At 69.3% G+C, this 10,220-nt stretch carries 11 protein-coding genes and 2 pseudogenes; 5 read left to right on the forward strand and 8 right to left on the reverse strand.

The genetic code is table 11. The annotated features are described in order from the left end of the window. The 3 genes and pseudogenes from VGX25_RS14825 to VGX25_RS14835 all read right to left on the reverse strand — a co-directional run. Positions 1 to 270, reverse strand: a pseudogene (locus tag VGX25_RS14825) (zinc carboxypeptidase); the annotation flags it as partial. A gap of 188 nt (positions 271 to 458) precedes the next feature. Further along, positions 459 to 779 (reverse strand): acyl-CoA dehydrogenase family protein, encoded by a 321-nt coding sequence (locus tag VGX25_RS14830; protein ID WP_326918358.1) that lies wholly within the window; start codon positions 777 to 779, stop codon positions 459 to 461. Beyond that, on the reverse strand, positions 769 to 1,515 hold the full coding sequence (locus VGX25_RS14835) for a thioesterase II family protein (protein WP_326918359.1): 747 nt from the start codon (positions 1,513 to 1,515) through the stop codon (positions 769 to 771). The genes VGX25_RS14830 and VGX25_RS14835 overlap by 11 nt, the downstream gene beginning before the upstream one ends. A 76-nt stretch (positions 1,516 to 1,591) precedes the next feature. Between VGX25_RS14835 and VGX25_RS14840 the strand changes: the two genes are divergently transcribed. Continuing rightward, entirely contained in the window at positions 1,592 to 2,254 is a 663-nt protein-coding gene (locus VGX25_RS14840) for an O-methyltransferase (RefSeq protein WP_326918360.1), read from the forward strand. An 8-nt stretch (positions 2,255 to 2,262) separates the two neighbouring features. Here VGX25_RS14840 and VGX25_RS14845 read toward each other — a convergent pair whose 3' ends face one another. Beyond that, positions 2,263 to 3,228: a ScbA/BarX family gamma-butyrolactone biosynthesis protein gene (locus VGX25_RS14845; RefSeq protein ID WP_326918361.1), complete on the reverse strand. Its 966-nt coding sequence runs from the start codon at positions 3,226 to 3,228 to the stop codon at positions 2,263 to 2,265. A 345-nt stretch (positions 3,229 to 3,573) separates the two neighbouring features. Between VGX25_RS14845 and VGX25_RS14850 the strand changes: the two genes are divergently transcribed. The 3 genes from VGX25_RS14850 to VGX25_RS14860 are packed head-to-tail and all read left to right on the forward strand — an operon-like array spanning position 3,574 to position 5,670. Beyond that, positions 3,574 to 4,212: a ScbR family autoregulator-binding transcription factor gene (locus tag VGX25_RS14850; protein ID WP_326918362.1), complete on the forward strand. Its 639-nt coding sequence runs from the start codon at positions 3,574 to 3,576 to the stop codon at positions 4,210 to 4,212. Next, positions 4,182 to 5,021: a hypothetical protein gene (locus VGX25_RS14855; RefSeq protein ID WP_326918363.1), complete on the forward strand. Its 840-nt coding sequence runs from the start codon at positions 4,182 to 4,184 to the stop codon at positions 5,019 to 5,021. The genes VGX25_RS14850 and VGX25_RS14855 overlap by 31 nt, the downstream gene beginning before the upstream one ends. Beyond that, positions 4,909 to 5,670: an SDR family oxidoreductase gene (locus VGX25_RS14860; protein WP_326918364.1), complete on the forward strand. Its 762-nt coding sequence runs from the start codon at positions 4,909 to 4,911 to the stop codon at positions 5,668 to 5,670. The genes VGX25_RS14855 and VGX25_RS14860 overlap by 113 nt, the downstream gene beginning before the upstream one ends. Before the next feature lie 334 nt (positions 5,671 to 6,004). On the opposite strand, the gene VGX25_RS14865 is transcribed toward VGX25_RS14860, so the two are convergent. The 4 genes from VGX25_RS14865 to VGX25_RS14880 form a co-directional block, all read right to left on the reverse strand. Beyond that, positions 6,005 to 6,649: a ScbR family autoregulator-binding transcription factor gene (locus VGX25_RS14865; RefSeq protein WP_326918365.1), complete on the reverse strand. Its 645-nt coding sequence runs from the start codon at positions 6,647 to 6,649 to the stop codon at positions 6,005 to 6,007. Between the two features lie 152 nt (positions 6,650 to 6,801). Continuing rightward, positions 6,802 to 7,623: an AfsR/SARP family transcriptional regulator gene (locus VGX25_RS14870; RefSeq protein ID WP_326918366.1), complete on the reverse strand. Its 822-nt coding sequence runs from the start codon at positions 7,621 to 7,623 to the stop codon at positions 6,802 to 6,804. Between the two features lie 163 nt (positions 7,624 to 7,786). Then, positions 7,787 to 8,599 carry an AfsR/SARP family transcriptional regulator gene (locus tag VGX25_RS14875; RefSeq protein ID WP_326918367.1) on the reverse strand — a complete coding sequence of 271 codons (813 nt, stop codon included), beginning with the start codon at positions 8,597 to 8,599 and terminating at the stop codon, positions 7,787 to 7,789. A gap of 98 nt (positions 8,600 to 8,697) precedes the next feature. Further along, positions 8,698 to 9,699 carry a DUF2156 domain-containing protein gene (locus tag VGX25_RS14880; RefSeq protein WP_326918368.1) on the reverse strand — a complete coding sequence of 334 codons (1,002 nt, stop codon included), beginning with the start codon at positions 9,697 to 9,699 and terminating at the stop codon, positions 8,698 to 8,700. Positions 9,700 to 9,933: 234 nt separating this feature from the next. Between VGX25_RS14880 and VGX25_RS14885 the strand changes: the two are divergent. Further along, positions 9,934 to 10,220, forward strand: a pseudogene (locus VGX25_RS14885) (hypothetical protein); the annotation flags it as partial.

Below are 10,220 nucleotides of genomic sequence, written 5' to 3' on the forward strand. Positions count from 1 at the left end.
GATCACGGTGTAGCCCAGCGCCTGGATCCGGCGGACCTCGTCCGGGGTCGCGGTGATCATCAGGCGGCTGTCCTCCGGACCGTTGATCGCCGCGCCGGTGGCGGCGATCGCCGAGCGCTGCTCGGCCGTCTTGACGCCGAGGACGCTGTACTCGGCGCTGGCTCTCGCGCCGGTGGTCTCGGGCCGGTCACCGGTTGCCGACCCCGTTGACATGACGACGGCCAGGGCGACGATCGCCCCGGCCACCACCGTGAAGCGTTGACGGTTCACGCGTTGCCTCCTGCAGGGAGCGCCGGCCGTCCGGCGCTGGAGGTGGGTATGGAGTTGTGCCCGGGGGCTGCCCCGCCCCGGGTTAACTGATGTTCACCTGGCCATGGGGTGCCGGCAAGCCTGCGAACAGGTGGAACTGGCCTCAGTAATTGCCACTTCACAGAGTTCGCTATCCGAACGGGGACGCGTCACCTGCCGAGCAGGTCCCGTGCGATGTGGGTGACCTGGACCTCGTCGCCGCCGGCGTAGATCGTCAGGGACTTGGCGTCCCTGGCGAGCTGCTCGACCCGGTACTCGGCCAGGTAGCCGTTGCCGCCGAAGAGCTGGACGGCCTCCATGGCCACCTCGGTCGCCGCCCGCGACGCGTACGGCTTCATCGCCGACGCCTCGGCCAGGGTCGGGGTCCGGCCGGCACGCAGCGGCTCCACCGTGCGGAACACCAGGTTCTGCACGGTGAGCCGGGCCACCTCCATCGTGGCCGGCTTGTGTTTTCCAGCGTCAGGCCTCACCGAGCCGGCGGGTGATCGCCGCGACCACGCCGGGGCGCTCGTCGGCGAGGTAGAAGTGGCCGCCGGGGAACACCTCCAGCTCGAACCCGGCGGTGGTGTACCGGCGCCAGCGGTCGACGTCCTCGACCGACACGCGGGGGTCGGAGTCGGCGGCCATGGCCAGGATGGGGCAGCTCAGCGGTGGGCCGGGCCGGTAGACGTAGGTCTCGGCGGCGCGGTAGTCGCTGCGCAGGACCGGCAGGATCATGTCGAGCAGGTCGGGATCGGTGAGCACGGTGGAATCGGTGCCGCTCATCTCGGCCAGCTCGGCGAGCAGGCCCTCGTCGTCGCGCCGGTGCACGCCGCTGTCGCGGACGTCGGCTGGGGCGCGGCGGCCGGACACGATCAGGCGCCGCGGCACCAGGCCGGCGTCGCGTTCGAGCCGCCTGGCCACCTCGAACGCCACCGTCGCGCCCAGACTGTGTCCAAAGAGGACAAAAGGTCGATCGAGCCACGGCAGCAGCGCCTCGGTCAGCGCGTCGGCGAGCCGGGTCGCGTCGTCGATGCACGGCTCGCCGAGCCGGTCCTGGCGGCCCGGGTACTGGATCGACAGCACGTCCGCCGCGGCCGACAGGTCCCGCGAGAACGGGAAGAAGTAGCTGGCCGAGCCGCCTGCGTGCGGGAGCAGAACCAGCCGGACGGGCCGGTCGGGGGCGGCGTGGAACCGGCGGACCCACCCGCCGCGCTCAACCTGCACGGTGACCCTTTCTCTCGACGTAGCCCCTCGGGGTCGCGCCGACACAGGTTACTGAGCGGGGAATTAGGTTGGGCACATGACGCAGACGGTATGGACCGAGGTCGATCACTACCTCGCCGATCGGCTGGTGGGCTCCGACCCGGTGCTGGACGCCGCGCTGGCCGCCAGCGACGAGGCCGGGCTGCCGGCCATCAACGTGGCGCCCAACCAGGGCAAGCTGCTGCACCTACTGGCCCGGATGCGCGGCGCGCGGCGGATCCTGGAGATCGGCACGCTCGGCGGTTACAGCGCGATCTGGCTGGCCAGGGCGCTTCCCGAGGACGGCCGGCTGATCAGCCTCGAGTACGAGCCGCGGCACGCCGAGGTGGCGCGGGCCAACCTCGCGCGCGCCGGGCTGGCCGACAAGGTGGAGGTGCGGGTCGGCCCGGCCCTTGACACCCTGCCCGGGGTGGCCGGCCACGCACCGTTCGACCTCACCTTCATCGACGCCGACAAGAAGAACAACGCCAACTACTTCACGTGGGCGCTCCGGCTGTCCACAGTGGGCAGCCTGATCATCGTGGACAACGTGGTGCGCAACGGCGCCGTGGTCGACGCCGACACCGACGATCCGGACGTGCAGGGCGCCCGGCACCTGCTCGACGTGATGGCCGCCGAGCCCCGGGTGAGCGCGACGGCCATCCAGACCGTGGGCACCAAGAGCTACGACGGGTTCGCCCTCGCCCTCGTCACCGGCTGAGCGGGGTCTCAGGCACCCGACAGCAGCATCTCCAGGGTGCCCTCGGCCGCGGTATGTCCACCCTGCTCGAGCACGACGCGGACCACGGCAAGGCCGCCCTCGATCCCGTCGTCGAGGTTGGCGTGCACCAGGCACGGCTCGTCGAACTCGACGTAGCGGTGCAGGGAGAAGTCGCCGGCCACCGGCAACGCGTGCGGTCTGCCGACCACGATCAGCGCCGCCTGGCGGGCCGCCTCCACGGCCGCCATGCCCGGCACGTGGTCGACCGAGTGGTCGAAGATCACCGGATGGTCGGGGTCGAGCCGCACCCGCCAGGCTCGGCGGCGTTCCGGCTCGTGGGCGATCACGACGTCCCTTCGGTGCCGGCGGCCGACCAACTCCGGCGTCACCATCCGGCAGCCGGTGACCGGCGGCGACGTCGCGTTCAGGTGTTCACCCCGAAGCCGGGCGTAGCCGGCGGCCGAGACGCAGCTCCACCTGATCGCCGCCCTTGCGATCGGCATGCCGTCCCGGAAGCAGCGGTACTCGAACAGCATCCCCGCGAACCCGCGGCCGCGGCGGCGGATGTCGTGGGCGGTGACGTTGATCAGGATGTCGACCGGCTGGGTCCCCGCGGTGCGCAGGCCGGCAGGGAGGACCGCGAACCGCTTCTCGTGGGTGATGAACATGAAGTCGATCGGCACCTCGAACGCGACATGGGCGATCAGCAGGCCGGCCTGGCGCAGGCACTCCACGAGGAGCATGGGATCGTGCGAGTCCCGCGTGATCGGGCCGTAGAAGCTGTGCGAGCCCGGCCACCGGGCGCCGACCTCGAAGGTGTTGTGGCCGGTCACCCGTAGACCGGTCACGAACACCTCGGAGCCTGCGGTGCGATGTACCAGGTGGCGCGGAACGGTCTGCGTGAACAGCGCCGGCTCCGCCTTCGGTAAGTCCTGCGACAGACGCCCGTTCCATTGGTTGATCATTGCGGTCATGCCAAACCTCGTCCCAGGTGAAGATCAGTTTCGTGTCTGCTGGCATCAGCTTGCGTGCCTCGACGGCGGCCGTCCCGTGTGTCCCTCGCCTGCGGTGCGTCCTCACCAGGGGGAACCGAGGGACGGCGCCCGGAGATCCGGTTCAGTTGTGTGGCCTGAGCCACAGACAGAACAATACCTACCACCCGGTTTTTTTTCGAGAGGTCAACCGGTAATTTTGAGTTACCCTGGAGTGGCGGTCGACTGGTCACACACGGATCTCCGACCGAGGTTCGACCAGGTCCGGAGCGTGGCGTGGCATGCTTGTCGGGTGCCCTGCGGGGTCATCACGAGGAGGTGCGGGCGTTGCCAAGACAGGACCGGGCGGAGCGTACACGCAACGCCATCCTGGACGCCGCCGCGGAGGTGTTCGACGAGCGCGGCTTCAACGGTGCGAGCCTGTCGGACATCCTGACCAGAGCCGGAGTCACCAAGGGTGCGCTGTACTTCCACTTCACCTCCAAGGAGGAGCTGGCCCGCGCGATCATCGACGAGCAGTTCACGGTTCCCCTGCCGTTCGTCGACTTCGACAATCTCACCCTGCAGACCCTCATCGACATGAGCCACGCGCTGGCCTACAACCTGCGGGAGAACGTCCGGGTCCGGGCCAGCGTCCGGCTGGTGGTCGAGTCCAACTTCGCCAACCCGTCCCCGGAGGCGTACGACCGGTGGATCAAGATGGCCACCGACGTGCTGACCGCCGCCCAGGAGCGCGGTGACCTCCGCAAGGAGCTCGACCCGGAGGACGTCGCGAACTGGACCTCCGCGGTCTTCCTCGGCATCCAGACGCAGTCCGAAGTGCTCACCCGGCGGGAAGACATCCACGAGCGGCTCACCTTCCTGTGGCGGATCGCGCTGCCCGGGCTGGTGCCGTCGCGCCGGCTGGCCCGCTTCGTGCCCTCCGGCACCGGGCCGTGGAGCACCTCCGCCGCCGCAACAGCCTGATGCCCAACCGGTTCCAACACCTCGAGCTCGTCTGTCTCAACATCGACGGGGTGCTGTTGCCGGACACGTTCAGCCCCGTCGTGCACCGCTTCCTCAGCCGGTTCGGGGTGGAGTACACCAGCCTGCTCGAGCGCCTGATCCTGTCCCAGCCGCGGATGGTCAGCGCCTCGATCCTCGCGTCGGTCGCCGGGCTGCCGTGGACCTGGCAGCAGGTGGTCGACGAGTACTTCGCCGAACGGGACCGGTACCTGGCCGACCACCCGCTCACCGTCTCACCCGGCACCGCCGAGCTGCTGACCCTGTTGCGGGACAAGGGCGCCGTCACGATCTGCTACGGCGGGATGGACCGCGACAGCTTCGACACGTACCTCGGCGAGTACCGGCACCTGTTCGCCGAGCCCGGATACATCACCACGGACCGGATAAGGCCGGGCATCAAGGAGATCGTCACCGAGTACTTCGACTACCGGTACGACCAGGTCCTGTTCGTCGACGACGTCAATCGGTTCGCCGAGTTTGCCAAGCACCTCGACGTGGCATTCATCGGTGTGCCGAGCAGCTTCGAGTACGGCTTCCAGCGCGAGCACATGCGACGGACGGGCGTCCGCCACATCGTCGACACGCTGCTGGACATCGACGACGCGCTGCTCGACCAGGTGGACCGAGAGGCGGCGGCGGGGACGGTGTGGGCTGAACATGTACCGCAGGAACATCCTGATCAGCGGGGCCAGCGCGGGGCTCGGCAGGGGAATGGCCCGACGGTTCGCGGCGATGGGCCGCAACCTCGCACTGTGCGCCCGCCGAGCTGACCGGCTCGAAGAGCTGCGTCGTGAGCTGACCGCCACGCATCTGGGGATCGAGGTGGTCACCTGCCCGCTCGACGTCAACGACCACGACGACGTCTTCGCCGTGTTCCGCAAGCTGCGCGACACCCTCGGCGGCATCGATCGCGTCATCGTCAACGCCGGACGCAGCAAGGGCGCCGCGCTGGGCACCGGCTCGTTCGACGCCAACCGGGAGATCATGGAGACGAACCTGGTCGCGGCGCTGGCCCAGGCGGAGGCCGCGATGGAGATCTTCCGCGAGCAGCGGTCCGGTCACCTGGTGCTGATCTCCTCGGTCGCCGCGCTGCGCGGGCTGCCCCACACCCGGACCAGCTACGCGGCCAGCAAGGCCGGGCTCAGCACCCTGGCCGAGGGGCTGCGCATGGAGACGCTGCACGAGCCGATCAAGGTCACCACGATCTATCCCGGCTACATCCGCTCGGAGATGAACGGCCACCGGGAGCAGGCCCCGTTCGTCGTCGACACCGACACCGGCTGCCGGCTGCTGGTCAAGGCGATCGAGCGGGAACCGGCCAGCGCACGGGTGCCGGCCTGGCCATGGGCCGCGACGGGCTTCGCCCTGCGGCACCTGCCGCTACCCCTGGTACCAAGGCTGCTGAGCTGGATCGGCTAGCAGCGATCCATCCGACCACGCTTGTTCAAAGGTGTCACTGGAACCGTCGCCGGAGTCGACCAATCTCTGGCGAGGGCGACCGGCGGCCTTGCCCGGGCGGTCACCACCGAGCACCGCGTCTGAAGCGCATTTCGAAACTGCGCCGAGGTCGGCAAATCTTTGGCGAGGGCGGCCGCCACACGACGACCAGGGCAGGGGCGAGGAACGAGCCCCTGCCCGCAGGCGTCGTCAGCCGACCACCCACGACACGCAACCACCCACACCGGCCCGCAACCCACTACGCAACCCGACCCGAGGCCGGCGCCGAAGGCGCCCGGTGGCCTTGCCCGAGCTATCAAACACCGTCGGGCTGGACGGCGTCGGACCCGCCGGTGTGGAACTCCGACAGCCGGCTGGCCGAGACGATGCCGGGGAGCATGAGTGCCCACATGTCGCCCAGCCCGGAGCGCATGCTGCCGCGGCGGATGCCGGACCACCAGAGCACCTCGATGCCCACGCAGACGGTGAGCACCAGGGTGCTGACCACGTCGATGACCACACCCTCCTCGAGCTCACCGGCCCGCTCGGCGCGCAGCAGCGTGGCGTCCACCGTGGAGAGCAGCTCGACGTAGAAGTCCACGAACGGCCGGCCCCGGTCGCCGCATTCCCGGGCGGTACGCAGGCTGGCCCGGATCACCGGCTCGCTGTCGAGCCACCGGGCCAGCATGTGGGTGATGTCGATGAGCGACTGCAACGCGTGCGCCTCGGTGGCGGTCAGCTTCTCCACGAAGGACCGCAGCATGCCGCACGCCTCGGCCTGGATGGCGCCACCCAGCTCCTTCTTCGAGGCGAAGTGGAAGTAGAACGCGCCCTTCGTGACGCCCGCGGCACGGCTGACGTCGTCGAGCGTGGCCCCGGCGAAGCCGTTGCGATCGAACAGCTCGGCGGCGGACCGCACCAGGTGCAGACGGGTGTACTCCGATCTCGCTTGTTTCGTCACGGCACACCCCGTGGCATGGAGCTCTGGTCACTCACCAAGTCAGCCAACGAGGGGCGGTGGCGTGCGGTTCCCGCACGCGCACCGCCCTCACCAGGATGTGCGGTTGACTCTCTCATTGCCGCCCTCCGGCCCGGGGGGCGGCCGCGGCGCCGTTACCCGGCGCGGACCAGGTTAGTGGCCTCGGAGCCGTGCTCGGCCAGCCGCGGATCGGACATGAGGATGGCGTGCTGCAGCCGGCGCAGGCTCGGCGACGGCTCCAGGCCGAGCTCGTTGACCAGGGAGGTCCGCAGCCGCCGGTAGACGTCGATGGCCTCACCGCGCCGGCCCGACCGGTACAGCGCGAGCATGAGGTGCGCGTAGATGCCTTCATGGGTGCGGTACCGCCCGACCAGGCCGGCGAGTTCCCCGAGCAGCTCGTGATGGCGGCCCAACCGCAGATCCGCGTCGATGCGGCGGTCAAGGACATTGAGCCGAGCCTCCTCAAGACGATGCGCCTCAACCTCGAGCAGGGAGCCGGTCTGAACGTCTACGAGCGCACGACCCCGCCAGATCGCCAAAGCTTCGGTGAAGCTCCTCGATGCGGTCTCGAAGTCGCCGAGCTCGCGCGCCCGATGCCCGACCGCCGCCAGCCGGTCGAAGTCTCGCACGTCAACCCTGCCACCCATGGTATCGAGCAAGTATCCGCCCGGATACGTGACCAGGATGCGTTTGGGATCGCGAATTTCGGTCGAACCAGACTGTGCGAGCGCCGCACCGATCAGGTTGCGCAGGTGGAGGATGTAGGTCTGCACGGTCGTGTTCGCGCTGCGGGGGATGTCCTCGCCCCACAGCTCCTCGAACAGCGAGGCCATCGGCACCACCTGGTCGGCGTGCATGGCGAGCATCGCCAGCACCTTGCGTGGCTTCGCAGCAGTCGGAGCTACCGATACGCCACCTTCGCGGGCCGCTAACGGACCAAGAACCTCTATGTCCACTTCGTCTCCCGTGGCCGTGTGACTTCAGTGCCGGCCCGGTGGTCGGCAGCAACTCGGTTGCCCCTCAAGGATACAAAACCGACCGCCCGGTTTGTCAAGGAAGAAACCGGGCGGTCGGTTCGTTGAATCTGCAACCCGGTGAGGCGACGGCCCGAGGTGCTTGTCATGCGCCCGACGAGACGGAGCGTTCGAGCGACGGATCGTGGTTCAGGATGGCCTGCATGCGGTCCCTGAGCATCGCGGACGGCTCCATGCCCAGCTCGTCGACCAGCCGGCGGCGCACCAGGTTGTACTCGCGCAGCGCGTCCGCCTGCCGCCCGGACCGGTACAGCGCGACCATGAGCATCTCGGCCAGCCGCTCGCGCCACGGGTAGAGCATGGCCATCTTCTTCAGCTCGCTGATCACGCCACGCTCCAGGCCGGACACCATGCTGGCGTGGAACCGGTCCTCGATGGCGGCCAGCCTGATCTCCTCGTACTGCAGCACCGATCCGTGGCACATCGGCCCGCCGGCCACGCCCTCCAGCACCGGCCCGGTCCACAGCGCGAGCGCCAGGGTCAGGATGTCCCTCGCCCGCAACGGATCGCTGGCCAGCAGGCCGTGCGCCTCCGCGGCCATCCGCTCGAACAGCGAGGCGTCGACCTCCTCGGGCTCGGTGTGCAGCACGTACCCGGTCGGCAGGGTGAGCAGGCGGTCGCGCGCGAACTCCGGGCCGAGGTGGGTATTGAGCAGCTTGCGCAGCCGGGTGACCAGCGCCTGCAACGCGTTGTCCGCCTTGGCCACCGGCCGGCCGTCCCACAGTTCCTCGAAGAACTGCTCCTTGGTGACGACCTTGCCCGAGTTGATCAGCAGGGTCGCCAGCAGGGTGCGCTGCCGGCCGCCCTGCAGCGCCACCAGCCGGCCGTCGCGCACCAGCCCGACCGAGCCGAACAGCTTGAACACCACGGAGCTCGCCGAGAGCATCTGGTCCTGCATCGACCACCTCTTCACGTCCAGGATCAGGACGATGCTCCGGCACCTGACTGACACGGTCGTGACAGCGCGCTGACCCGGCGCCCGCCGACCCGACCCGGTCACAGCGCATTGGACACCCTGAACACCTGCAGGAAACCGGAAAGGCTGGCCCGGCCGGAGAACGCGACGTACTCCGGCAGCACCGCCTGCGGCGCCCACTTGCGCTTGTAGGCGAGCTGGGTGCTGGCCGGGTAGACGGCCGCGCCCCGCCGGGCCAGCTGGCCGACCAGCCAGCGGAACCAGCGGCTCGCGGTGGGCAGCTCGAGGCCGGGATCCAGCCCGGTGAACGGGGTGAAGCCGAAGTGCAGCCAGGGCGCCCCTTCTGCGCTGAAGGTGTCGATCGCGGTCTTGTTGATCGCCTCCATGATCCCGGGCGGGCCGTCCGGCCGGCGCCGGGACAGGTCGTGCAGCCAGCCCGGCCGGCTGCCGTGCACCGGCGAGTAGGTGATGTAGCCGGCCAGCTCGCCGCCGATCCGCCCGACGAAAAGCCGGCGGTACGGCTGCATCGGCCCACCGCGCTCACCGACGAGGAACTCCAGCGGCTTGGCGTGCTTTCCCTTGCTGTGCAACCAGATCGCGTCGAGCTCGGCCAGCGCCGAGCGGCACGGGGACACCGACTCCTCGGCCACCGTCAGCCCCGCGCGCCGCGCCCGGGAAATCTTGTTCCGCAGCCGGACGAACCGGGATCCGCGGAGCGTGAACTCGTCCAGGCGCACCGCGTACGACGCGCCGACCTGATTCACCGCAAATCCGGCGGCCGCATACAACTGCGCATCCGCGCGCTGCAGCTGGATCGCCACGATACGTTTTCCGCGGTCGGCGGCGAACTCGCCGAACCGGGTCAGCAGGGTGCGCCGGTCGCCGGCCGCGGCGAACGGTCCGCCGAACTGCACCAGGTACCGGCCGGACGTCCGGTATACCACCACGCCGTCGACACCGGCCGCGGTGAAGTAGCTGTTCCCACCGTTGAGCGCCAGGAACCCGCTCGGGTTGTCCGAGTACGCCTCGATCATGCGGCGCACCGGCTCGAGCGTCGGCCGACCTGCGGTGTCAATCGACATGATGTGCATCCTCGATAACCCGCTCGAGGTTCCTGCTAGAGTCGGTCAAAATTTCCGGATCTTTCGGAGCTGTTTCCGAGTCGTATATCAGCGGGCCGTCAGAGAGCAATTTTGGAGTCATTTATCGGTCTCCGCTGTAGGCCCTCGTCAGCGCCTCGTCAAAGGCCTTTGTCAAACTTGAATTCAGCAATCCATCCGGTAGACCGGACGGGGTGAGAGAAGGACCCGCGGGCAATGGCATTGAACTTGGCGAGCATCCGACCGGCCGAGCGCCGGCTCGCCGGTGCGCCCGCACCCACCTATCTGTCCTACGTGGACGGGCAGGACGTGGACTCCGGGCGGTACGTCTACACGGTCAGTGCCCGGTCGCTGCTGGACGACGTGTTCGCCGCCCTGACCCTCAAGCGCCGGCTGGAGCGGGGCGTTGCCGGGCCGGAGGAGGCCGCCGGCCGGGTCGTCGGCCGGTGCGCGCTTGCCGACGAGGCGACCGTGGCGGCCGCGGTGGCCGCGGCCGCCAGGGC

It is taken from the genome of Actinophytocola sp. (assembly GCF_035942955.1).
Classification (GTDB): Bacteria; Actinomycetota; Actinomycetes; order Mycobacteriales; family Pseudonocardiaceae; genus DASYTH01.

Coding starts and splice junctions, on each gene's coding strand:
- VGX25_RS14840 (WP_326918360.1), top strand. CDS start 1,592: ATGACGCAGACGGTATGGACCGAGGTCGATCACTACCTCGCCGATCGG.
- VGX25_RS14845 (WP_326918361.1), bottom strand. CDS start 3,228: ATGACCGCAATGATCAACCAATGGAACGGGCGTCTGTCGCAGGACTTA.
- VGX25_RS14860 (WP_326918364.1), top strand. CDS start 4,909: ATGTACCGCAGGAACATCCTGATCAGCGGGGCCAGCGCGGGGCTCGGC.
- VGX25_RS14875 (WP_326918367.1), bottom strand. CDS start 8,599: ATGCAGGACCAGATGCTCTCGGCGAGCTCCGTGGTGTTCAAGCTGTTC.
- VGX25_RS14880 (WP_326918368.1), bottom strand. CDS start 9,699: ATGTCGATTGACACCGCAGGTCGGCCGACGCTCGAGCCGGTGCGCCGC.